Raw genomic sequence first — 21,119 nt, 5'->3', positions numbered from 1 at the left:
CAATCAGGTTCGGTGACTGTCAGGTTCTGCGGTAACGAACCTGAGGGCGCCCAGCGCGCCCGTACTCGGTCTCCCGGGTGAGCATGCCGTCGTCTGCCAGCTTTTCCAGGTAGCGCCAGGCTGTCACCCGGGACACGCCGACCGATGCTGCCACCTCTGCAGCGGTCACGGGTCCCTCAGAATCCCGGACAGACGCTGCGACGAGTCCGAGTGTTTGAGACGCAAAGCCTTTCGGTGCCGCTGCTCGATCGTCGGACGTTCGTAGCGCGGACATCGCGCGGTCGATGTCGTGTTGACTGACCGCAGACTCTCCAGCGGGAAGCGCTGCACGATATTCGAGGTAGCGCTCGAGCTTGTCGCGGAATGCTGCGAAAGTGAACGGCTTGAGAAGATAGAGGACGATCCCGCGAGCCACGGCGCTTCGGACCACCTCCAGATCGCGCGCCGAGGTAACCGCGATGATGTCCGGACTGGGCCGCAAACCGCCCAGGGCGGAAGCCACGTCGAGACCGCTGGCGTCGGGCAACCCGATGTCGAGCAGGACCAGGTCGATGGGCTGGTCGGTGGCGTTGGCCGCCGTAACTGCACGCACGGCGGCGTTCCCGGAATGAACCACGCCGTGGACCACGAATTCCGGCACACGCTCGACGTACGAACGGTGCGCCTGGGCGATCAACGGTTCGTCGTCGACTATCAGCACACGGATCATCGCGGTGCCTCCACCTCGCGCAGCGGGATACGGACAACCAGCATGGAGCCCATCGCCGGCTCGCTGGTGAGCGTGCCGCCGTGCCGTTTCACAACTTGAGAGACCAGTGCGAGACCGAGTCCGCGAGAGCCGGATTTTGTGGAGTAGCCACGGCCCTTGGCCTTTTCGAGTGCTTCGGGTGTCATTCCCGGCCCGCTGTCGGCGACGGCAACAACCATCATCGAATCCTCTTCCATTACCGTCACTTCCACCCACGGAGACTCGCTCGCGCGCGATGCGTCAATAGCATTGTCCACGAGATTGCCGACCAGCGTGACCAACTCGCGTGCATTGAGCGAAGGAACCGGACCGAGCGCGGTGTCTTCGGTGATGGTCAGGTCGACCCCGCGTTCGGCCGCTTCACTCATTTTCCCGAGCAGCAGTGCGGCGAGCGCCGGCTCGTGGACCGCATTCATCAGACGATCTATCAACTGTTGGGACACTCGCAATTCATTGGTGGCGAAGGCCACTGCGTCTTCGTTCCGGCCCAACTCGACCATCGTGATGATCGTGTGCAGACGATTTGCACTCTCGTGGGCTTGCGATCGAAGCGACTCGGCAAAACTGCGTACCGAATCCAATTCCCCGAGTACGTTCTGCAATTCGGTGTGATCGCGAATTGTCAGCACGGTGCCAATTCTGTTGCCCTCCCACTCAACCGGGTGTTGGTTGACCACCAGCACACGCTTGTCGGTGAGGTGCACTTGATCCTTCGCAGGAGAGGCGTCGTCGACTCGCATGGTCTCGGGGATGGACGAAAGTGGCACGGGCCCGTCCGGTAGATCGAGGAGGCGACGCGCTTCGTCGTTGACGATATCCACTCGCGCATCTCTGCTTCGGCCTCGCCCGATCACCACCAGACCCTCACCGATGCTGTGCAGGACGGCGTCGTGGTGTTCGTACATGGTGCGCAGTTCATCCGGCGCCATCCCCAGGGTCTGTCGCCGGATACGCCGACTCACCAGAAGTGAACTCAGGAGGGCAGCAAGAAGACCGCCGCCGGCAACGAACAGGATGACCGGAACACTTTGGGCGAACTGCTTGCTGATCTGCTCGCGGGTGACACCGGCAGAAACCAGACCGACCAGGGTTCCGCCGGAATCGTAGACAGGAGTGACTGCGCGGATCGACGGCCCCAGCGACCCGGCGTACGTCTCTGTGAAGGTCACGCCGGCAAGTGCGCGGTCGATGTTCCCGGTGAAGAGTTGACCGATCAGCTCCGGGCTCGTGTGGGTGAACCGAGTGCGATCAGGCGCCATCACCACGATGAAATCGACGCCGGTTGCCTGTCGGATCTTCTCGGTCTGTGGTTGCAGAATCGCGGTCGGGTCCGGACTCGTCAGGGCTGCCGCCGTCGAATCCGACAGGGCGAGAGTCTGCGCTATCGAGCTCACCTGCCTGCGGATCGCGTCGTCGCTGTCTCGGCGTTCGTCGACAACTGCGAGCGCGGCCCCCACGCCGATGAACAGCGCTAACAGCGCCAATTGCAGGAGCAGGATCTGCCTGGCGACGCTCATACGTCGGCCGGTCCTTCGTTCGACCATCGAGCGCCTCCTGAACGTAATGAACACAAACTTCCGGGCCCACCTGTTTGCAACAAGAATTCTCCACGACTCGAAGTGATCCCGATCACTTCACAGATATCCGATCCAAAGGACACCCCATGAGCAGCACGGCAACAGGGACAGTAGACGGTTCCCCACAGCCCGAGGGCACCAAGGCAAAGCGCGACAAGACGCATTGGCTCTACATGAGCGTCATCGTCGCGGTCATCGGAGGCATCCTCGTCGGTTGGCTCGCACCCGAGTTCGGTAAGTCCGTCGGTGTACTCGGCACGTTGTTCGTCAGCCTGATCAAGATGATGATCAGCCCGGTCATCTTCTGCACCATCGTGCTCGGCATCGGCTCGGTTCGAGCGGCGGCCAAGGTCGGCAAGGTCGGCGGCCTCGCACTCGCCTACTTCATCGGGATGTCCACCATCGCACTCGCGATCGGCCTGGGCGTCGGCAACCTGCTCAACCCGGGCAGTGGCCTGAACATCACGCCCAATGCGGCCTCCGTGGCCAAGCTTGCAGATCAGGCCCACAGCGCGGGCGGTACCTGGGACTTCATCGCGTCCATCATTCCGACGTCGATGCTGTCCTCTCTCACAGCCGGCAGCGTGCTGCAGACTCTGTTCGTCGCCCTTCTGGTCGGCTTCGCGATCCAGTCGCTCGGCAAGTCGGGTGAACCGATCCTCAAGGCCGTCGGATACATCCAGAAGCTCGTGTTCAAGATCCTGACGATGATCCTCTGGCTCGCCCCGATCGGTGCTTTCGGTGCCATCGCCAGCGTCGTCGGCCAGACCGGTTTGAACGCCGTCGTCCAGCTCGGCACGCTGATGATCGGCTTCTACCTGACCTGCCTGATCTTCGTCTTCGGTGTTCTCGGAACGCTGCTGCGCGCGGTCACCGGATTCAACATCTTCAAGCTGGTCAAGTACTTGGCCCGTGAGTACCTGCTCATCTTCGCCACGTCGTCCTCCGAATCGGCACTGCCGCGTCTGATCGCCAAGATGGAGCACGTAGGCGTCGAGCGCACCACGGTGGGCATCGTCGTTCCCACGGGCTACTCGTTCAATCTCGACGGCACCGCGATCTACCTGACGATGGCCTCGATCTTCATCGCCGACGCCATGGGACAGCCACTCGGTTTCGGTGAACAGCTCTCGCTGCTGGTGTTCATGATCATCGCCTCCAAGGGCGCTGCCGGAGTCAGCGGCGCCGGTCTGGCCACGCTGGCAGGCGGACTGCAGAGCCATCGCCCCGAGCTTCTCGACGGTGTCGGACTCATCGTCGGAATCGATCGCTTCATGTCGGAAGCGCGAGCGATCACCAACTTCTCGGGCAATGCGGTTGCGACTCTCCTGGTCGGCGCCTGGACCAAGACGATCGACAAGGAACGCGTCGTCGAGGTACTCGACGGGAAGATTCCGTTCAACGAAGCCACGATGCTCGACGACGAGGACGAAGAAGAGCAGCACAAGCTCGAAACGGCTCCGACCGGCACCAAACAGTCGTTCGTGAGCCATCACTAGAAACGTCCGCTCTGCTGAACGTTTGACTGCGCTGCAGGCGCGGAACCCGATCTACGATCAGTGATCCTGGTCGTAACGATGAAAGAGACCGCCGCACCAACCGTGCGACGGTCTCTTTCTGTTCGTGGCTAGGTGTACCAGGTCGGTTCGGGAATCTCGCCGGTCAGAAAACGACTACCGACTTCACGGCGCTTGTACGCGAGCGGATCGTGAAGGGTATGCGTCCGGATGTTGCGCCAGTAGATGTCCAGGCCGACGTCGTTGGACGTGGCTCGGGCACCGGTCAGTTCGAAGATCTTGTTGCTGATCTCCAAGGAGACGTCGGCGGCGCGAAGTTTTGCGGCCGCGATGCGTACGGCGAGGTCGCCGCGAGCCTGCTCGGTGAGGTTTTCGCGAGCGTCGTGGAGCACGGCGTCGGCCTCACGGCTGACCTGATCCACGAAGGCCTCCGCTGCCCACAGCTTGGATTGCAAGTCGCCGTAGCCCTCACGGAGGTACCACTCGTCGGTTGCGATTTCGCGGTTGTCACCGCCGTACGGCCATGGACGCGTACGGGTTCGGGTGTACTCGGCGGCAGTGTCCAGTGCGCCACGAGCGATCCCGAGGTAGAAGTTGGCGAACACGATCTCGATCGCCGGGAAGTTCAGGGTGTTGTAGACCAGAGGTTGGAATTCCTTGTCGACAAAGCCTGCCGCACTTGCCCAGTCGACCTCGACGTCGTTGATCTCGACACTGCCGGAATCGGTGAGGCGCTGCCCGAGATTGTCCCAATCACCGCGGAAGACTATGCCGTCCTGAGCAGTCGGCACGATTGCGAACACATGCGTCGCAGTTCCGTCGATGATTCCTTCGAGCACCGTGAGGTCGGTGACTCGGCCGCCGGTGGAAAACGACTTCACACCGTTGAACACCAGGGTGTCTCCGCGGTCCGCGACGGTGAGGTCGGTGTCTCGAGGGTTGACCGCGCCGCCGAAGAAGAATCGGTTGCTCGTGTACAGCTCCTCGACAGCGGAGATCTGCGGATCGGTTCCGACCAATCTGGCTGCCCATGCCCACAGATAGTGGTATCCGAGCAGTTGTCCGATGGAGCCGTCGGCGCGGGCGATCTCCCGAACCACCTTGTAGGCGGTCTCCCATCGCTGCCCGCCGCCGCCGAACTCGACCGGGCCCAGGAGCGTCACAAGACCACTGTCCTTGAGCAGCTGAACTTCTCGGAACGGTGGTTCGCCGGCTCGGTCGCGGGCGAGTGCGTCGGCGGCAAGGATGTTGCTCACCTCGCGAGCCCGGTCGATCCAGCCCTCGGATGTGTCGGGAACGCCGACGAAGACTTCGGTTTCACTGGTCACGGTCATGCCTGTTCATCCTTTTCGGTCGGTGCGGTCCCGATGGCCCACACGTAAATCGGGTCGGTTCCGTTGATTTCGTAGTCGCCGACAACTTTGGATTTGAAGACGACCGGATTGTGGCTGGCGACGGTGCGGGCGTTGCGCCAGAATCGATCGAGATCGAGGTCGCGGCTGACTCCGGAAGCACCGAGTGCGTCGAAGATCTTGGCCGTGGCCGGCACGACGAGTCCGATCGAGGCGACTTGCCCTCGCCCCGAATCGATTTCGGCTGCGATGTTGGCGGCCTTCTCTTCCTCCGGCGAGCCGGAGAATGCGGCTTCGTAAGCCCATTGGGACGACTGTGCTGCGTGCAGTGCAACGGCCTCGGCTGCAAAGGCAGCAGAGGACACCTCGCCGACAACTTGCTGGATCTGCGAATCCTGCGCGTATCTCGAAGCGTTGCCGTGACTGAAGGTTCGAGTACGAGAGACAACTCGACGAGAGATCTCGATCGTCGCAGCCTTGGCGATGCCGGCGAGAGTGGCGAGGTGGAACAATTGGTAGAACGCGGTCTGGTATTTGAATCGCGTCGAGAAGTCGAAGATGTTCTCCGGCTGTACAATTGCGTCCTCGTAGACGGACGAACCGGAGCCAGTCGTCTGCTGACCGAACCCGTTCCAATCGTCACTGTGTGTGACACCGGGTTGTCTCGCCTCGACCGCCGCGATCACGAATGCGCCGGTGTCGGTGCGCTGCGAGTACAGGTCGATCCAGTCGGCGAAGATGGAACCCGTGCTGTAGAACTTTGCCCCGTTCGCCAGGAAATGGTCGGCATCGGGTGCGGGCGAGACCTTGGTATTGGCTTCGCCCAATGCAACGTCGCCGATTTCGGTCCATGCGTTGCCGACCAACTGTCCCTCCGCGAAGCGTCGGAGCCAGATGTCACGCTCCGGGCCGGGGTCGGCGACCAGTCGGTCTTCGACAAACGCGAAATGTCCGCGCAGGGCCTGGGTGATATTGGAATCGGCGCTCGACAGCTCGACTAGTAAGCGGATCAATTGCGGGATGCTCGCACCCGATCCACCGTGTGTTGTCGGCACCCGAACGGCGCCGAAGCCTGCATTCTTGAGTGCGTCGATCTGTTGGAAGGGAAGCACGTGATCGCGTTCGCGTTCGACGACGCCTTGTGCGATGTCCGCGAAGATCGGACGGAATTTCTCTGCCAGTGTTTCGTAGTCGACCTCACTTTTGATCGGATCAGCAGACCGGGGTACGGCATTCGGCGTCAGTGCGGTGGTCATGGGAAGAATGCAAGCTGTAAACACCAGGGGCGTCGATCCTTCATCGCGACCTGATTCGAAGTGTTGTCAGTCAGCGCAAATCTCGGTTCGATGGCCTGCCGGGCACTCTTGTCGAAATCGAGTGGTCAGTGGGGTTGCTCGCGAACGTGCTCGACGGTCCATCCGCTCCATTCGACGGTCCCTCCGGCACCACAATCATGTCGGAACGGCAGCCCTGGAGGACCGGAGCGAACGACGACGCGAAAGTCTCTCCCCTCCAACCGAAGATCGACAGTCGTGTGTTCTCCGTCGACACTCTCCCTGATGCTCTCGAGTGCGTCCGTGGCGACGATGTCGGTGGCGCGTCGGACAGCATGTTCGGCTGCCTGAGCGGCCTGTGACAGTGCCGCCCGGCCGCGCAGGTGCAGCAGCTCCAATTCTCCGGCTAGGTATTTCTCGGCAGCATCGATTGCGGAGTTGCCGTCCAGTCGGCTGAAATAGACTGCGGCAGGCCACGCAATCATGTTGGCCGCGAAACGATCTCCGCCGATGTGACTGCATTCCCACACATCTGCGATCTGTGCCGCGTTCAGCGCCGAAACGACCGGGCGGCCGAGTTCCGCGCAGCACGCATCCTTCTTTCCATGCGTGCAGACTGCGAAGAGCGGTTCCGTGCGGGAGCGGCCGAAGTCGGGTTCCGCTCCGGTGGCCATCGATTCGAACGGCAGTACCGACAGGTCCTCGTATCGGTCGACCGCCCCTTCCCGCATCCATTGGCGTGTGCCGTCCGTCCAGGCGAGTACACACGTCGGGGTGAGCACCCGGCGGTTGCGGGTCCGCCGGATCACCACGACACGGATACGGCCCTGCGCTGCGTAGATCTTTTCGGTGAGCGCGACGGGGAGAACGTCGTCAGGGGCGGACGCCGGCCAGGGGCCGGGGTGCTCGATCAATACCCACAGATGTGTCATTCCGGCGCGACCGACCATAGGTTCGCCGGCGGTCGACGACTGCCGTGTACAGGCGTGAGGGCGTCGACTGGTTTGCGGATTGGCGACAAATTCCGAAAGGCACTGCATAGATCCTTTCCCCAGGACACCGTCGCTGTGGCAGGGGAGGGAAGACATGATGAGGCTCCAGTCTCGTAGGTTAGGCTCACCAGACTATTGGATGGTGAATCCTTTGCTCAGCCGCGGTGAATGCACGTGGCTGTGACGGTCGGAAGCAGTCGGTAACAGGAGTTTGTGAATGAAACGCAGTAACTCGCGGACGAAGTACATGCTGGGTGGTTTTGTCCTCGCCGCCATAGTGGCAACGACAACGGCGTGTGGCAGTGACGACAAGACGGATACCGGCAGTCAGTCTGCCGACACCGTGCACGCGGTCACCCACGCCCGCGGAACTACCGACGTACCGACGGATCCGCAGCGAGTTGTCGTGCTCGAGCCGGTTCAGCTCGACACGTCGGTAGCGCTGGGCGTGATTCCCGTGGGCACCGCGGTACTCAGCGAGACGACCGGCGTTCCGGCGTACCTCGGTGAGAAGGCGGCGGAGATCGAGATGGTCGGAACCGTCGCGGCACCGAACCTCGAGAAGATCGTCGCACTGAGCCCGGACCTGATCATCGGAACGGAATCGCGGCACGGTGATCTGTACGAGCAGCTCGCTGCCATCGCACCGACCGTCTACATGGCAACTCAGACCGATCCGTGGCAGGACAACGTCCAGTTCGTCGCAGAGGCGTTGAACAAGACCGATCAGGCAGGTGAACTGCTCGGTGACTACACGGCACGCTGCGAGGAAGTGGCGAGCAAGCACAGCACCGAGGGCAAGACCGCTCAGCTGATCCGCCCACGCGACGACGTTCTGACGCTGTACGGACCCACGTCGTTTGCCGGAAGCACTCTCGAATGTGCTGGACTCACGATTCCCGCACGCGACTGGGAGAACTCGATCTCCGTCGACCTCTCCCCGGAATTCGTCTCCGGAGCCAACGCCGACCTCATCCTGGTCACCTCCGCGAAACCGGCCGATGCCGGCACGATGCCGAAGGCCGTCGCAGACAACGCCGGATTCTTCCCGAACCCGCATCTGGTCGACATGTCCTACTGGATCACCGGCGTCGGACCGCTCGGCGGCCTCACCGTTCTGGACGACCTCGATCGCATTCTCGGAGCGTCGAATTAGCAGTGCGCGAAGGAGCAGTGCGCGAGAGAGTCGCTAAGTTGGAGCCTATGACAACTCCAGTACAGAACATCGCGATCAACACCCTCGGTGGCGTGCCCACCTCTTTGGGTGAATACGACGGCCGCGCCGTCCTCGTGGTCAACGTCGCGTCCAAGTGTGGACTGACCCCGCAGTACTCGGCGCTCGAGAAGCTGGCCAGCGAGTACGCCGATCGCGGTCTGACCGTGATCGGTATCCCGTGCAACCAGTTCATGGGGCAGGAACCGGGTACCGCCGAAGAGATCGAGACGTTCTGCTCGACTACCTACGGCGTCACGTTCCCGCTTCTCGAGAAGATCGAGGTGAACGGCGAAAACCAGCATCCGCTGTACGCCGAGCTCACCAAGGCGGCCGACGCCGAAGGCGCTGCGGGAGACATTCAGTGGAACTTCGAGAAGTTCCTGATCGGACCGGACGGCACCGTCGTCAACCGCTTCCGTCCGCGGACCGAGCCTGACGCACCCGAGGTTGTCGCCGCGATCGAAGCTGCGCTTCCCAAGAACTAGAGGTTTCCAAGAACCAGTAGGTGCGCTGAAAACTGCCGCCGGATGATCATCCGGCGGCAGTGTGCTGTTCACCCACAGCTGCCACTATCGGAGTATGTCCGCAGAACTGATCGTGTCGGTATCCGGAATCAGAGACGAGACATGTTATCTCGCTGCCGGATTCGCAGACGAGATGGACACTCGAGGTGTCCGCTTGTCGCTCCTGGTGGCGCCGCGACTGAAGGACAAATACCGACTGGCCGACGACGCGGTGACGACGGCTTGGCTGCGTGAGCGTCGCGAGCACGGCGATGCCATCGTTCTGCACGGCTACGACCAGGCCGCGACCAAGCGTCGCCGAGCCGAGTTCGCCACTCTGTCGAAGCACGAAGCGAAACTGCGACTACTCGCTGCGGACCGCGTTCTCGAGCATGCAGGCCTTCGGACCCGGGTGTTCGCACCGCCGCGCTGGGTGGCATCGCCCGGTGCCATGTCGGTGTTGCCGGAGACGGGCTTTCGCACGATGGCAGGCCTCGGGGCAGTACATGATCTGACCCGCGGAACCTTGCAACGGGGAAGGGTTTTCGGGATCGGCGAAGGCTTCAAGGCCGAGCCGTGGTGGTGTCGCGCATTGGTTCTCGGAGCCGGGCGTGCCGCCAAACGTGGGGGGCTGGTCAGATTGTCGATCACGGCCAAGCAGTTGGGAAACGAGGGCCCACGTCAGGCCGTCCTCGACGCCGTCGACCTTGCCCTCTTCCACGAAGCCGACTCGCAGGTGTATCGGTGGAACTCCCCGTCTCAGGAGCTCGGCGCTGCCTGAATTCGGCAGTTGGCAACTATTTGATAGCTACGAGACTATGTCGTCTGTCCGGGTTGTCCGAGCGGGCAGACTCTTCGCGTTTCTCCACTTCCTTGCTGGTAGTAGTGCAGAGTGGGTCAAAATCGCATAAAACGGACGATTAATTAGAGCGCTGGGTCAGCCAACTCTCCCACTGCTAGAGTGCGTGCAGTTAATCTGCCGCTAGTAGATGGGATTTGGATCTCGCCATGCGCACGAGAGTGTTCTCCAAGTCGGCCGAGGGTCTTGTCGCCGTGGCTGTGGGCGCAGTCGTCTGTGCTGCGTTCGTTCCGGCGCTCGCGTCTGCCGCTCCGACCGGCGCGGTTCACACGCTGCCGACGGGCAGTGTCGACGGCGGGTCGAGCGATGGCGTCCGCACCGCAACCGTCGACGATGAAGGTGAGCAACTCACACTGCGCCTTCACAAGATGAACCTGCGGGGATCCGAGTTCTCGATGGCTGTGCAAGACAGCGACGGAGAGCTGACCGACGCGGTGATCCCGGCGCCCCGTTCGTACATCGGCAGCGTGGAAGGGCGTCCGGACGCAATCGTCTCGGCCATCGTCGACTCCGCCGGAACACTGCGAGGGCAGGTGATTTTCGATCGTGGTGTTTCGATAGAGTTCGTCGGATCCGAGGTGGTCGGTCGCAGCACGGCGCCGATCGACGCAAAACCCAAGTGGCCCACCGCGGCCATTGCGCCGGCCTCGGCCGCAAGGGTCGGCAAGACGGTCAAGCAGTTCGTGGTCGGACTGGACCTCAGTGGCGAGTGGTACTCCGCGCACGGCGCAGGCAGTGCCGCCGTCGCTCTGGATCGGGCCGAGGAATCAATGGCCCGCACCGCTGCCATCTGGATCAGAGACGTCGGGATTCGGCCGGTCCTCGGTCGAGTTGTCCTGCGGGCAGATTCCGCCGATGATCCGTACTCGAGCAGTTGTGAAAATCTCGAGCAGTTGGAAGATCTGTGGTCCGATCAGGTCGGGTCGAGTGTCGATCAGGCGACCGTCGTGTGCGCATCCGGTGGCGGAAATGCCTACTACTCGAAGTTCGAACTCGACCACAGCTACGCGCATGTCGGTGCCGAGTCCGACGGCAACTTCAGCCGCGTTCTCCGCCACGAGTTGGGCCACAACTTCTATGCCGACGACTACCACGGCGGCGGCGCCGAGGGATCGACCATCATGAACGGCAACGAGCTCTCGCGCTTCGACGGCACCGAATTCGCTGCCATCGTCGATGCGGCGGAGGTTGCCTCGGCTCGACTCGACGACGTCGGTCGGTACACGGCAAGCCCGATCCCGCCGTACGCCGCACTCGACACCGCGCGGGTCCGCTCAGGCGGCACAGTCACCGTCGACGCCGTCGCGAATGATCATGACAGCAACGGAGATTCGATCAAAGTGACCGGCGTCGGGGCAACGTCACTTCTCGGTGGCACCGTGAAGCTCGAAAACGGCGAAGTGGTGTTCGAAGCCGGAACGAAGGCAGGCACCGACAGGATTCTCTACACACTCACCGACGCAGCCGGTGGCACGAGCACCGGCTGGATCATCGTCGATGTGAGTGCGTGAGAACCGAATCAGGCGACTTCGACGCTCGACTCCTCGCCGAGAACTCGGAACTCGGTGCCGTCGGCAGCCATTTCCGAGTAGCGACCGTAGAAGATGCCTGCGGCCTCGTCGCGGATGATCGCTTGATGAATGGGAACCGCAACGCGCGGCGCCACCGCGCGGAGGTAGTCGATGGCCTCCGAGATCTTGAGCCACGGTGCGGCGGCGGGGAGGGCGAGAACGTCGACCTTATGTTCGGGGACGTAGAGGGAATCGCCGGGATGCATGAACCGTGCCGGGTTGGTGGCGTCACCGAGGAGGAACGCGGTGTTGTCGATCATCGGTAGGTCCGGATGGATGATTGCGTGCTCTCCGCCCGTTCCGGTCACCTCGACGTCGCCGATGCTGAACCGGTCGCCCGGCCGGACGCCGGTCCAGCGCCCACCGAGCTTTTCAGCCGTCTGCGGATCGCTGTAGAGCACGGCGTCGGGATTCGCTTCGGCCAGTTCGGGCAGCCGCGCAGGGTCGGCGTGATCGGGGTGTTGATGTGTCACGAGGATGGCGTCGAGGCCGGTGATGCCTTCGAATCCGTGCGAGAAGTTGCCGGGATCGAAGAGGATCTTCGAGCTGTTCAACTCCACGAGCACACAGGAATGGCCAAAATGTGTCAGTCGCATGATTTCGAGTATGCGCCGCCCCGAAGGGACTCGCAGGCGGGTTTCACAGGTGGTGGCCGTCACGCCCCGATCACTCGATGCGAACCATCTCGGGTCCGCCCGGTAAACTGGCCATCACCCGAGCGTTTCACTCCGGGTTCGCGCACTAGTACCGAGGAGCAGCACGTGGCCCGTGTCGTCGTCGAAGTCATGCCCAAGGCCGAGATTCTCGACCCCCAGGGACAGGCAATTGTCGGGGCACTGTCTCGCCTGGGCTTTGCAGGAGTATCCGATGTCCGTCAGGGCAAGCGGTTCGAGTTGGAGATCGACGGCAGTGTCGAAGACGCCGAACTCGAGAAGATCGCCGAAGGCCTGCTGGCCAACACGGTGATCGAGGATTGGACCGTCAGGCGAGTCGAGGCATGAGCGCACGTATCGGAGTAATCACTTTCCCCGGCACGCTCGACGACATCGACGCGGCGCGGGCAGTGAACCTGGCCGGCGGTGAAGCTGTCGAACTCTGGCACGGCGATGCAGACCTCAAGGGTGTCGACGCGGTCATCGTTCCCGGCGGATTCTCGTACGGCGATTACCTTCGTTGCGGCGCGATCGCACGTTTTGCTCCCGCGATGGGCAAGGTTGTGGAAGCAGCCAAGGGCGGCATGCCGGTCCTGGGCATCTGCAACGGTTTCCAGATCCTCTGCGAAGCAGGTTTGCTCCCCGGTGCACTGACCCGTAACCAGGGTCTGCACTTCATCTGCCGCGACGAGTGGTTGACGGTCGAAGCCAACAACACGGCGTGGTCCTCGCGATACGAGGCCGGCGCGCAGATCCTCATCCCCCTCAAGTCGGGTGAAGGTCGCTTCCAGGCGTCCGAGAAGGTTCTCGACGAACTCGAGGGCGAAGGCCGCGTCGTCTTCCGTTACTCGGAGGAGAACCCCAACGGCTCGCAGCGTCGTATCGCCGGCATCTCCTCGGCCAACGGCCGGGTCGTCGGTTTGATGCCGCACCCCGAGCACGCCACCGAGGCTCTCACCGGTCCCAGTGACGACGGATTGGGCTTGTTCTACTCGGCCCTCGACGCGATCGTCACTGCCTGATCGCCTGCTGATTTTCACCACTGAACGCCGACCGGAAATCCGGTCGGCGTTCAGTCGTATGTGGGCCCGGTACCCAGAGCTACTGGCTGTAGGAACTGAGGAAGTTGCCGAGTCGCTCGAGTGCCGTCGAGAGATCGTCGGTGTTGGGGAGAGTCACCAACCGGAAGTGATCGGGTTCGATCCAATTGAACGCGCGACCGTGGCTGACAAGAATCTTCTCCGATTCCAGTAGATCGAGAACGAACCTCTCGTCGTCGACGATGCCGAACTTGTCGACGTCGAGCTTGGGGAACAGGTACAGCGCCCCGTCGGCCTGTTGGCAACTGATCCCGTCGATACTGTTGAGCGTGGTGTGTGCGAGATCGCGCTGGGCCGTCAGCCGACCTTGTGGAAGCAACAGGTCCTCGATGGACTGGCGTCCGCCGAGTGCAGTCTGGATAGCGTGCTGCGCCGGCACGTTGGCACACATTCGCATGTTGGCCAGCAATTTGATGCCTTCGATGAAGCTCGACGCCCGCTCGAGTGGTCCGGTGACGGCCAGCCATCCGGCTCGGAATCCGCACACGCGGTAGGCCTTGGACAGTCCCGAATACGTCAGACACAGAACGTCTCGCCCGGTCATCGTCGCAAGGTTTGTCATGGATCGGCCGTCGTAGACGATCTTTTCGTAGATCTCGTCGGCGAAGAGCATCAGATCGTGTTTGCGCGCTAGATCCACGAAGCGTTGCAGCACCTCCGTCGAGTAGACGGCGCCCGTCGGATTGTTGGGATTGATGACGACAATCCCTCGGGTGCGCGGCGTGATCCGAGCTTCCAGATCGTCGAAGTCCGGTGCCCAGCCTTGGCTTTCATCGGTGAGGTAGTGGACGGGCGTGCCGCCGGCAAGTGAAACCGAAGCCGTCCACAAGGGATAGTCGGGAGCGGGAATCAGGATCTCGTCCTCTGGATTGCAGAGGGCCTGCATCGTCAGGGTGATCAGTTCGGACACACCGTTTCCGAGATAGATCTCGTCGACGGTGACGTCGGTGATACCCCGCGTCTGGTAGTACTGGACCACCGCAGTGCGCGCCGAATACAGTCCGCGAGAATCGCAATATCCCTGCGCGGTAGGGAGATTGCGGATCATGGCCATCATGATTTCGTCCGGAGCTTCGAACCCGAAGGGGGCCGGATTGCCGACGTTGAGTCGCAGGATCGTGTGTCCCTGATCCTCGAGTTCTTCGGTCTTGTCGAGAATTCGCCCTCTGATGTCGTACCTGACATTCTCGAGCTTGCGGGCCTGATCGATGGGTGTGTTCACGCGGTTACGTACCTCTCCGGTTCGGGTGGGTGAGTTGTGTTTCAGATGAGAAGGGCGCCTCAGGGTTCGGTCTGGAAACGGACATTGATTCGCGATAGCGCTAGCGGCGAAAGAAGAGTAGCGCTACTATGATTCGACATGTCCAATGATAGCAGTTCGAGGATCGTCGCAGCCTTGCGTGAGTGGATCGCGACGGCTCCTCCAGGCGCGAAGCTTCCGTCCACTCGGTCGCTCGTCAGCCTGCACGGGGCGAGTCCGGTCACCGTGCAGAAGGCGCTGCGAACACTGGTATCTCAGGGGGTTGTGGAGGCTCGTCCCGGTGTGGGGACCTTCGTGCGCGCGGCGCGCGTCGTGCGACCCAACGACTACGGGTGGCAGACAGCGGCGCTCGGATCGCCGAACTATCGTCTGCAGTTGCCCATGGCGCTGCAGTCCACCTCCAACGACGTGATCGCGCTGCATTCCGGCTATCCGGCCCGAGAGCTGTTGCCGGAAGGTCTGGTTCGTGCAGCCTTCACCAGGGCGACGCGAACCGACGCCGTGTTCAATCGGCCCCTCGCTGCCGGGCTTCCGGAACTGCAGTCCTGGTTTGCCTCCGAATTGGGTTCCGCCACTCCTGCCGGGATCACTCCGCCGGGGCCGAACGACGTGGTTGTACTTCCCGGCAGTCAGGGTGGGCTTGCGACGTCCTTTCGCGCGTTGGTGGGGGAGGGACGTCCGTTGCTCATGGAATCGCCGACCTACTGGGGAGCGATCCTGGCCGCCGCACAGGCTGGAGTCACGGTCATTCCGATTTCCAGCGGCGCCAACGGTCCTGATCCTGAAGAGCTTTCGCGTGCATTCGAACAGACCGGTGCCCGTGCGTTCTACGCACAACCGAGCTTCGCGAGTCCGACCGGAGCGCTGTGGTCGCCGTCGTTGGCTGACAAGGTTCTCGACACCGTCCGTCGGCACGGCGCATTCCTCATCGAGGACAGTTCGGCGCTCGACTTCGGAATCACCGCAGATCCCAGCCCCATCGCTGCACGAGACGACAGCGGTCACGTCGTCTACCTTCGTGCGCTGACCAAGAGCGTGTCCCCATCGGTGCGAGTTGCCGGATTGATCGCTCGGGGTCCGGCGTACGAGCGGATTCTGGCTGATACACAGGCAGATTCGATGTACGTCAGCGGCATGCTGCAAGCGGTAGCGCTCGACGTCGTGACCCAACCGGCCTGGCGAACGCACTTGCGCAGGCTTCGTCACCAACTCGAGGCCAGACGCGACCTCCTCGTCTCGAGTCTGCGCGAGCACGCGCCGGACGCTCACCTCGACGCCGTACCGAAAGGCGGACTCAACCTCTGGCTTCGGCTCCCGGACACCACGAACGTCGAACGCGTGGTGCAGGACTGCCGGTCGGCCGGCGTCATCGTCGGGGCCGGTGACGATTGGTTCCCGGCAGAACCGACTGGAAAGTTCCTGCGGCTCAACTACGCCGGACCGAACCCGGGTGAGTTCCCCGACGCCGCCCGCATTATCGGCCGAGCAATCACGCAACATATGTAGAACTTCACCTCGCTGGTGGTTGACCTGAACTTCCGTTGAGGTTTTATCGTCGTGTGCATGAACAAACAAGCGATGCAGCCACCGGCCAACCAGCCGATCGGATTCTGGACCGCGCGAGCCGGTGAAGCGATTCGCGCGCGCACGCGCGGAGCACTCGAAGCGATCGGCGTCACCCAGCCGGGGTGGTGGGTCCTGCACCAACTTTCGCTGCACCCTGAAGGGGTGGAGCGCGCTGTCCTCTTGCGGACGATCGGTCCGAACGAATCCACCGACGTGATCGATGACGCCGTCGACTCTGCCCTCGAACTGGGGTGGGCGCGCGAAGACGGGTCTGTCCTTCGCCCGACTGATGCAGGCTCCGAGCAGTTCGATCGCGCCGCGCGGGTACAGCAGATGCTGCAGGAAGAGCGGATGCAGGGAATCACCGAAGAGGAGTTTGTCACCACCATCACTGTGCTGCAGCGAACCATCAAGAACGTGGGCGGCGACGCCTGGCACTGGTAGCAGACATTATCCGGGCCCGCTGCCGGGTAGAGCGGCTTCGATCAATTCGACGGCACGGGACACACCGCCCGCCGCTGCGAGTTCTTCTGCCAACTCCGCGCTGCGTCGGCGGAACTCGTCGGCGCTCACCAGAGTCAGCGCCTCACGAAGCTCTACTGCCGTGGCGGTAGCGCTGTCGACGCGTACTGCGACACCGGCGTCGACGAGCGAGTCGGCGTTGCCGAACTGATCGACGGCTTGCGGCACTGCGATCATGGGTGTCCCGGTCACCAGTCCCTCGCTGGATCCGCCCATACCCGCGTGGGTCACGAACGCGTCGGCCTGCTGCAGAATCGCGAACTGCGGTACCCAACGGTGTATTTCGACGTTGTCGGGCAATGGTCCGAGATCTGAGATCTGCACCTGCTTTCCGATCTGGAGGACGACGTGCCAGCCGTCCATCTGGCCGAAAGCCTCGACGCAGGTGCGGTAGAAATCCGGATGATCGGTGAATGCTGAACCCAGCGAGATCAACAAGAGCTTGCGTTCGGGATCCGGGTTCACCCAAGGTTGACTGCTCGGTTCGAGTGCGGGGCCGACGAACGTGTAGACGTCGCGGTTCACGCGTTCGGCGTTGGGCTGCATCGATTCTGCGATCAGCACGATTGCACGGGGTGGGCGTCCGGTGAACTCACGTGGATCGACCTCGACGCCTTCGGCGCGGAAGAACCGGGTCTCCCGATCGAGCAGGTCGACGCCTCTCGGATCGGAACGAATTTCGTCGTACATCGGTGCGGCGTCGGCTTCGTAACCGTCCCAGGCAACGTACGTCGGCGACAACTGGATGATGGGAACGCCCCACTGCTGAGCCAGTATTCGTGCCGGAATGCCGGCGATGTCGTAGAGAAAGAGGTCAGGGCGATCGTCTTCGTAGATTCGGCGTAGCTGCGGCAGCATCGACTCGTAATCGTCCTGGAAAATCGTCAACTGATCGATCAGATCCCCGTCCCAGCTCTTCTCGGGTTCGGCGCCGTCGGGAGAAGGGACGAGGCTGGGCAGCGTGGAGACGTACGGTGCGAATTCGGCCCCGGTCGCCTCGATGATCTCACGCATCGACTCGTCGTTGGCATAGGTGACGTGGTGACCGGCGGCGACGAGACGCGCGATGATCGCCAGGCTCGGATTGACGTGGCCCGGTGCCGGAATGCTCACCATGGCTATATGTCTGCGGGTCATCGATCACTCCTGCCGTCTGACTGTTCTGGAACAACTCCGGATACCGGACCGAGACTATCCACCAGGATGGGTAACGGCATCTGATTTTTGCCGGGGAAGTACCGAGCGCACTCGAGTAGGACTACGCATCCGAGTGCCGGGATGGGCGAGCAGACTTCGAAGCATGAGCACACCGACAACACCCTCGAAGACCACTGCAGCCTTCTATCTTCAGGCCGGAATAGCCTTTGCCGTCAGTTTTGTCGGCACCCTCCTCGGAATTGCGTATCTTCCGATCGATGCGTGGCAACGCGGATTTCTCGGAATGTCCTTGCTGTTCTTGGTCACCAGTACGTTCACGTTGGCCAAGGTGATTCGTGATCAGCAGGAGGCATCCACAGTCAGGGTTCGAGTGGACGAGGCTCGACTCGAGAAGCTGATCGCCGAGCACGATCCGTTCAAAGCGGCAGCCTGAAACCTGTCGGCAAGGTGAGGATCAGCGTGCTGCCGAGAGGTTGCTCGTTTCGGAGCGCCGACAGATCGCCGCCGTGTGCGAGCGCGAGGCTGCGCGCAATCGTGAGCCCCAAACCGGAACCGTCGGATCGATCACCGCGATGGAAACGGTCGAAGACTGATTCGAGTTGGTCTGCGGGAATTCCGTCACCGGTGTCGGTGACGGACACCGAGAGGTGGTCACCTTCCCGTGCGAGTGTCACCGTCACCGAACCTCCGCTCGGAGTGTGCCGCAACGCGTTTTCGAGCAGATTGGCGAGGATCTGTTCGATTCGTTGGCGATCGACCTCGGCCGTGATCGGTTGCGGAGGTAGCGCGGTCGTCAATTCGACTCCACGATCGGCGAAACGTGGCGCCGCTGCTGCCGTTGCGCTGCAAACGATGTCGTCGATCTTCTCGTCTCGGCGATCGAGTTCGAGAGCGTGTTCGTCGGCCGCGGAGACGTCCGCCAGATCGCAAGAGAGCCGACGCAGTCTTTCGAGTTGATCGCGCATGACCAACCATGAAGAGTTGTCCGTGGGGAGGACGCCATCCTCGATGCCGTCCACGTACGCAGCCAAAGTCGATACCGGAGTGCGTAATTCGTGGGCAAGATCGGCAAGCAGGCGTTTGCGGACCCGATCCGAATGATCAAGGCGTGCCGCCATGTCGGCAAAGGCAGTTTCGAGACGCGTGAAATCGGCATCTACGTCGGACCTGCCGATAGTCACGTCGAAGTTCCCGTCTGCGACGCTTTGAGCCGCCTCCGCCAGCGTTGAGATCGGGGCCGTGATGCGTCGGACGATGTAGACCGCGGCGATGCTTGCGCCCACCAGTGCGACCGCGATCCCGCACAACAGTGCGATGGTCATGGTCTGAGCGAATGCCTCTTCGGTGTGGGTACGGACATTCGAGTCTTCGATGCCGGCCATCATGAGGTGGTTGTGAAAGAGCGGGGCAGCGACGGCAATGGCGACTGCGGCGATGGCGAGGCAGGAGACGAACAGGACGACAAGCTGCGCCAGCAGCAGTTTTCCGCGTAGCCCGAGTTTCTTCATGACGACCCCGTTCATGACGACCGCGTTCATGACGACCTCAGGGAGTATCCGACGCCCCTGACGGTTCTGATGAACCGAGGATCGGTCGCGTCGTCGCCGAGTTTGCGGCGTAATGCACGCACATGGACGTCGACGATGTGCTGGTCCCCGAACCAGGACGAGCCCCACACCGAGGTGATGATCTCGGCCCGACTCCAGGCAGCGTCGGGTCGGGATGCAAGCGCGGACAACAGGGTGAACTCGGTGGGAGTGAGATCGACCAGGGTGTCGTCGACACGGACCGTGCGGGCCAGGACGTCGATGTCGAGACCGGGAGGCGTCGGCAGCACTTTTGGCAGCAAACTCGACGCGCGTGGCCGTCTGAGCAGTGCTTTCACTCGCGCAACCAGTTCGCGGGGGCCGAAGGGTTTGACCACGTAGTCGTCAGCGCCGGCCGCCAGACCCGTCACCTTGTCCGACTCTTCACCGCGGGCGGACAGCATCAGGATGTACGCATCGGAGAAGGTACGGATTCGTCGGCAGACTTCCATGCCGTCGAAGCCCGGGAGCATTAGATCGAGCACTATCAGCGCGGGCTCGAATTCGCGCACCGAACGTACTGCGCTCGGCCCGTCGTGGGCGAGGCGCACGGTGAATCCTTCGCGTGTCAGATAGTTGGCGACAACCTTGGCGAGGGCAGTCTCGTCGTCGACGACAAGAACGCGCCCCGGTTCCTCGCCAGGTCGTAGTTCGGCGCTCATCAGACCGAGGTTAGTCGACTGCGTGTCTGCATTGCTGTCGCGTGGTGGTTTCCACTCGACTGTGAAGATTCGATGAAGGAAGCCTGTTCGAGCCGGTTATCGGGCTTCGCGGTGGATTTTCGCCGGTAACGTGGCAACTGTGCATGTGCAGCACTCTTGTCAAATCAATTGTGGTGCAGTGCATATCGAACAGAATCAATTCTCGGGAGTGAAAACATGTCTTTGACGGTCAGGAAGAGCGCCGCGCGGTTCGTTCCGGTTGTGGCAGCGGCAGCACTGTTGATTGCCGGATGCTCGGACAACTCCGGGGAGAGCATCAACCATTCTTCCGAAACAACCAGCGTCGCAGCACAGTCGGAGATTCCTGCGGGTGTCAATGCCGCCGACATCGAGTTTCTCGAAGGAATGTACCCGCATCACGCGCAGGCATTGGACATGGCCAGAATGGTCGACGGTCGAACCGACAATGCCGAACTTCTCTCTCTTGCAGCACAGATAGAGGCAGCGCAAGGCCCGGAGATGGCTCAGATGACCGAATTGTCTGAGTGGGGACGCCCCGAGCCTTCGTCGAGTTCGATGGAGGGCATGGATGAGTCGGCGCACGCGGGACACGGCGTCGGGATGGCCGAGATGCCGGGAATGATGTCGGCCGACGACATGACCGCCCTCACCGATGCCAGTGGCGCGGAGTTCGACAAGTTGTGGCTGACGATGATGATCGAGCACCACAAGGGTGCCATCACCATGTCCCAGACCGAACTCGACAACGGGCTCGACCCGTCGGCGGAGAAGATGGCAGAAGCGATCATTGCCGGTCAGCAGGCGGAAATCACTCAGATGGAAGCGATGTTGAAAGGGAGTTGAACAGGAGGCCTTGGCCGCGTGACCTTGCTCGGGTGGCTACCTGGGCATACGTTCGAGGCTGATGGCTTGACCGGTGCTGTGCTGCAATCACACGCGAGGGGATGACCGCCACATGGATCACAGTCAGATGGACCATGG

At 62.1% G+C, this 21,119-nt stretch carries 21 protein-coding genes; 11 read left to right on the top strand and 10 right to left on the bottom strand.

The genetic code is table 11. The features are described 5' to 3' along the window. Positions 1-19: 19 nt before the first annotated feature. Positions 20-709: a response regulator gene (locus QRN54_RS00865; protein WP_003945570.1), complete on the bottom strand. Its 690-nt coding sequence runs from the start codon at positions 707-709 to the stop codon at positions 20-22. Then, positions 706-2,292, bottom strand: a complete 1,587-nt coding sequence (locus tag QRN54_RS00860) for a sensor histidine kinase (protein WP_285181446.1) — start codon at positions 2,290-2,292, stop codon at positions 706-708. The genes QRN54_RS00865 and QRN54_RS00860 overlap by 4 nt, the downstream gene beginning before the upstream one ends. A 119-nt stretch (positions 2,293-2,411) precedes the next feature. Between QRN54_RS00860 and QRN54_RS00855 the strand changes: the two genes are divergently transcribed. After that, positions 2,412-3,824, top strand: a complete 1,413-nt coding sequence (locus QRN54_RS00855) for a C4-dicarboxylate transporter DctA (RefSeq protein WP_007734438.1) — start codon at positions 2,412-2,414, stop codon at positions 3,822-3,824. A gap of 128 nt (positions 3,825-3,952) precedes the next feature. Here QRN54_RS00855 and QRN54_RS00850 read toward each other — a convergent pair whose 3' ends face one another. The 3 genes from QRN54_RS00850 to QRN54_RS00840 all read right to left on the bottom strand — a co-directional run bounded on the left by QRN54_RS00850 (position 3,953) and on the right by QRN54_RS00840 (position 7,400). Continuing rightward, positions 3,953-5,176 carry an acyl-CoA dehydrogenase family protein gene (locus QRN54_RS00850; RefSeq protein ID WP_054188015.1) on the bottom strand — a complete coding sequence of 408 codons (1,224 nt, stop codon included), beginning with the start codon at positions 5,174-5,176 and terminating at the stop codon, positions 3,953-3,955. Continuing rightward, positions 5,173-6,450, bottom strand: coding sequence for an acyl-CoA dehydrogenase family protein (locus QRN54_RS00845; RefSeq protein WP_285181445.1), 1,278 nt, complete (start codon positions 6,448-6,450; stop codon positions 5,173-5,175). The genes QRN54_RS00850 and QRN54_RS00845 overlap by 4 nt, the downstream gene beginning before the upstream one ends. 125 nt (positions 6,451-6,575) lie before the next feature. Continuing rightward, positions 6,576-7,400, bottom strand: coding sequence for a sucrase ferredoxin (locus QRN54_RS00840; RefSeq protein ID WP_285181444.1), 825 nt, complete (start codon positions 7,398-7,400; stop codon positions 6,576-6,578). Positions 7,401-7,677: 277 nt separating this feature from the next. On the opposite strand from QRN54_RS00840, the gene QRN54_RS00835 reads away from it, so the two are divergent. The 4 genes from QRN54_RS00835 to QRN54_RS00820 all read left to right on the top strand — a co-directional run bounded on the left by QRN54_RS00835 (position 7,678) and on the right by QRN54_RS00820 (position 11,549). Then, positions 7,678-8,616, top strand: coding sequence for an ABC transporter substrate-binding protein (locus tag QRN54_RS00835; protein WP_042452648.1), 939 nt, complete (start codon positions 7,678-7,680; stop codon positions 8,614-8,616). A gap of 47 nt (positions 8,617-8,663) precedes the next feature. Next, a complete protein-coding gene (locus tag QRN54_RS00830) occupies positions 8,664-9,161 on the top strand; it encodes a glutathione peroxidase (protein WP_003945816.1) in 498 nt (165 codons plus the stop codon). Positions 9,162-9,255: 94 nt separating this feature from the next. Next, positions 9,256-9,960, top strand: coding sequence for a DUF2334 domain-containing protein (locus QRN54_RS00825; protein WP_007734443.1), 705 nt, complete (start codon positions 9,256-9,258; stop codon positions 9,958-9,960). Positions 9,961-10,187: 227 nt separating this feature from the next. Beyond that, positions 10,188-11,549 carry an Ig-like domain-containing protein gene (locus tag QRN54_RS00820; protein WP_285181443.1) on the top strand — a complete coding sequence of 454 codons (1,362 nt, stop codon included), beginning with the start codon at positions 10,188-10,190 and terminating at the stop codon, positions 11,547-11,549. Between the two features lie 8 nt (positions 11,550-11,557). Here the strand turns inward: QRN54_RS00820 and QRN54_RS00815 are convergent, their stop codons facing one another. Continuing rightward, positions 11,558-12,205, bottom strand: a complete 648-nt coding sequence (locus tag QRN54_RS00815) for an MBL fold metallo-hydrolase (RefSeq protein WP_285181442.1) — start codon at positions 12,203-12,205, stop codon at positions 11,558-11,560. A gap of 165 nt (positions 12,206-12,370) precedes the next feature. On the opposite strand from QRN54_RS00815, the gene purS reads away from it, so the two are divergent. Further along, entirely contained in the window at positions 12,371-12,610 is a 240-nt protein-coding gene (gene purS / locus QRN54_RS00810; RefSeq protein ID WP_003945817.1) for a phosphoribosylformylglycinamidine synthase subunit PurS, read from the top strand. Continuing rightward, positions 12,607-13,284 carry a phosphoribosylformylglycinamidine synthase subunit PurQ gene (purQ, locus tag QRN54_RS00805; RefSeq protein WP_003945887.1) on the top strand — a complete coding sequence of 226 codons (678 nt, stop codon included), beginning with the start codon at positions 12,607-12,609 and terminating at the stop codon, positions 13,282-13,284. The genes purS and purQ overlap by 4 nt, the downstream gene beginning before the upstream one ends. 79 nt (positions 13,285-13,363) lie before the next feature. Here purQ and QRN54_RS00800 read toward each other — a convergent pair whose 3' ends face one another. Then, positions 13,364-14,584 carry a pyridoxal phosphate-dependent aminotransferase gene (locus QRN54_RS00800; RefSeq protein WP_058227295.1) on the bottom strand — a complete coding sequence of 407 codons (1,221 nt, stop codon included), beginning with the start codon at positions 14,582-14,584 and terminating at the stop codon, positions 13,364-13,366. A 138-nt stretch (positions 14,585-14,722) separates the two neighbouring features. Here QRN54_RS00800 and QRN54_RS00795 point away from each other — a divergent pair, with 138 nt between their 5' ends. Then, positions 14,723-16,129, top strand: coding sequence for an aminotransferase-like domain-containing protein (locus QRN54_RS00795; RefSeq protein ID WP_042452643.1), 1,407 nt, complete (start codon positions 14,723-14,725; stop codon positions 16,127-16,129). A gap of 57 nt (positions 16,130-16,186) precedes the next feature. Further along, positions 16,187-16,633, top strand: coding sequence for a MarR family winged helix-turn-helix transcriptional regulator (locus QRN54_RS00790; protein WP_037132303.1), 447 nt, complete (start codon positions 16,187-16,189; stop codon positions 16,631-16,633). A gap of 6 nt (positions 16,634-16,639) precedes the next feature. Here the strand turns inward: QRN54_RS00790 and QRN54_RS00785 are convergent, their stop codons facing one another. Continuing rightward, the gene (locus tag QRN54_RS00785) at positions 16,640-17,848 is read right to left on the bottom strand and encodes a macrolide family glycosyltransferase (protein ID WP_285181441.1); all 1,209 of its coding nucleotides are present in this window, start codon (positions 17,846-17,848) and stop codon (positions 16,640-16,642) included. Positions 17,849-18,011: 163 nt separating this feature from the next. On the opposite strand from QRN54_RS00785, the gene QRN54_RS00780 reads away from it, so the two are divergent. Next, positions 18,012-18,302 carry a YiaA/YiaB family inner membrane protein gene (locus QRN54_RS00780; protein WP_003945505.1) on the top strand — a complete coding sequence of 97 codons (291 nt, stop codon included), beginning with the start codon at positions 18,012-18,014 and terminating at the stop codon, positions 18,300-18,302. Here QRN54_RS00780 and QRN54_RS00775 read toward each other — a convergent pair. Together QRN54_RS00775 and QRN54_RS00770 are read right to left on the bottom strand one after the other, a co-directional pair. Continuing rightward, positions 18,286-19,407 carry a sensor histidine kinase gene (locus QRN54_RS00775; protein ID WP_083058449.1) on the bottom strand — a complete coding sequence of 374 codons (1,122 nt, stop codon included), beginning with the start codon at positions 19,405-19,407 and terminating at the stop codon, positions 18,286-18,288. The genes QRN54_RS00780 and QRN54_RS00775 overlap by 17 nt on opposite strands. Next, the gene (locus QRN54_RS00770) at positions 19,404-20,117 is read right to left on the bottom strand and encodes a response regulator (protein ID WP_081557412.1); all 714 of its coding nucleotides are present in this window, start codon (positions 20,115-20,117) and stop codon (positions 19,404-19,406) included. Before QRN54_RS00770 ends, QRN54_RS00775 begins: the two co-directional genes overlap by 4 nt. 216 nt (positions 20,118-20,333) lie before the next feature. On the opposite strand from QRN54_RS00770, the gene QRN54_RS00765 reads away from it, so the two are divergent. Next, entirely contained in the window at positions 20,334-20,981 is a 648-nt protein-coding gene (locus QRN54_RS00765) for a DUF305 domain-containing protein (RefSeq protein ID WP_217018418.1), read from the top strand. The last annotated feature ends 138 nt before the right edge of the window (positions 20,982-21,119 follow it).

Origin of the sequence: Rhodococcus sp. MEB032, assembly GCF_030208925.1 — a bacterium.
In the GTDB taxonomy this organism is placed as follows: Bacteria; Actinomycetota; Actinomycetes; order Mycobacteriales; family Mycobacteriaceae; genus Rhodococcus_F; species Rhodococcus_F qingshengii.
The sequence above is the reverse complement of the archived record's forward strand: the minus strand, read 5'-3'. Positions and strand labels throughout refer to the sequence as shown.

Coding starts and splice junctions, on each gene's coding strand:
- QRN54_RS00855 (WP_007734438.1), top strand. CDS start 2,412: ATGAGCAGCACGGCAACAGGGACAGTAGACGGTTCCCCACAGCCCGAG.
- purQ (WP_003945887.1), top strand. CDS start 12,607: ATGAGCGCACGTATCGGAGTAATCACTTTCCCCGGCACGCTCGACGAC.
- QRN54_RS00775 (WP_083058449.1), bottom strand. CDS start 19,407: ATGAACGCGGTCGTCATGAACGGGGTCGTCATGAAGAAACTCGGGCTA.
- QRN54_RS00845 (WP_285181445.1), bottom strand. CDS start 6,450: ATGACCACCGCACTGACGCCGAATGCCGTACCCCGGTCTGCTGATCCG.
- QRN54_RS00825 (WP_007734443.1), top strand. CDS start 9,256: ATGTCCGCAGAACTGATCGTGTCGGTATCCGGAATCAGAGACGAGACA.
- QRN54_RS00785 (WP_285181441.1), bottom strand. CDS start 17,848: ATGACCCGCAGACATATAGCCATGGTGAGCATTCCGGCACCGGGCCAC.
- QRN54_RS00795 (WP_042452643.1), top strand. CDS start 14,723: ATGTCCAATGATAGCAGTTCGAGGATCGTCGCAGCCTTGCGTGAGTGG.
- QRN54_RS00765 (WP_217018418.1), top strand. CDS start 20,334: ATGTCTTTGACGGTCAGGAAGAGCGCCGCGCGGTTCGTTCCGGTTGTG.
- QRN54_RS00790 (WP_037132303.1), top strand. CDS start 16,187: ATGAACAAACAAGCGATGCAGCCACCGGCCAACCAGCCGATCGGATTC.
- QRN54_RS00815 (WP_285181442.1), bottom strand. CDS start 12,205: ATGCGACTGACACATTTTGGCCATTCCTGTGTGCTCGTGGAGTTGAAC.
- QRN54_RS00835 (WP_042452648.1), top strand. CDS start 7,678: ATGAAACGCAGTAACTCGCGGACGAAGTACATGCTGGGTGGTTTTGTC.
- QRN54_RS00865 (WP_003945570.1), bottom strand. CDS start 709: ATGATCCGTGTGCTGATAGTCGACGACGAACCGTTGATCGCCCAGGCG.
- QRN54_RS00850 (WP_054188015.1), bottom strand. CDS start 5,176: ATGACCGTGACCAGTGAAACCGAAGTCTTCGTCGGCGTTCCCGACACA.
- QRN54_RS00840 (WP_285181444.1), bottom strand. CDS start 7,400: ATGACACATCTGTGGGTATTGATCGAGCACCCCGGCCCCTGGCCGGCG.
- QRN54_RS00860 (WP_285181446.1), bottom strand. CDS start 2,292: ATGGTCGAACGAAGGACCGGCCGACGTATGAGCGTCGCCAGGCAGATC.
- QRN54_RS00820 (WP_285181443.1), top strand. CDS start 10,188: ATGCGCACGAGAGTGTTCTCCAAGTCGGCCGAGGGTCTTGTCGCCGTG.
- QRN54_RS00830 (WP_003945816.1), top strand. CDS start 8,664: ATGACAACTCCAGTACAGAACATCGCGATCAACACCCTCGGTGGCGTG.
- QRN54_RS00780 (WP_003945505.1), top strand. CDS start 18,012: ATGAGCACACCGACAACACCCTCGAAGACCACTGCAGCCTTCTATCTT.
- QRN54_RS00770 (WP_081557412.1), bottom strand. CDS start 20,117: ATGAGCGCCGAACTACGACCTGGCGAGGAACCGGGGCGCGTTCTTGTC.